This is a genomic window from Flavobacterium bizetiae (assembly GCF_902804475.1).
GTDB classification, from domain to species: Bacteria; Bacteroidota; Bacteroidia; order Flavobacteriales; family Flavobacteriaceae; genus Flavobacterium; species Flavobacterium bizetiae.
This window is the reverse complement of sequence record NZ_CADCSU010000002.1, coordinates 1-279: the sequence shown is the minus strand read 5'-3', so window position 1 is coordinate 279 and position 279 is coordinate 1. Positions and strand designations below refer to the sequence as shown.

Here is a 279-nt window from a genome sequence, read left to right as displayed (position 1 = left end):
ACGTACCAAATCTGTGAAAAAGGAGCTAATCCGGTGAACTGTGATACAGCAGAAGCAACAGTGGTAGTAAAAGGAACTTTGGTAGCCAATGACGACAGCTATACCGCTACACCTGGAACAACAGTTGCCACTACAGTGGGTAACGTAACAGCAAATGATAAACTAAACGGAGTAGACGTAACGGCTTTAAACACAACAGTTACAGCCATTACAACAGGACCGTTATCCATTGATGCCAGCGGAGTATTGACTTTAGATCCAAACACAGTATCAGGAACG

Annotated in this window: 1 pseudogene; it reads left to right on the top strand. The window is 43.7% G+C overall.

What is annotated here, in order from left to right:
- Positions 1-279, top strand: a pseudogene (locus tag FLACOL7796_RS00010) (hypothetical protein); the annotation flags it as partial.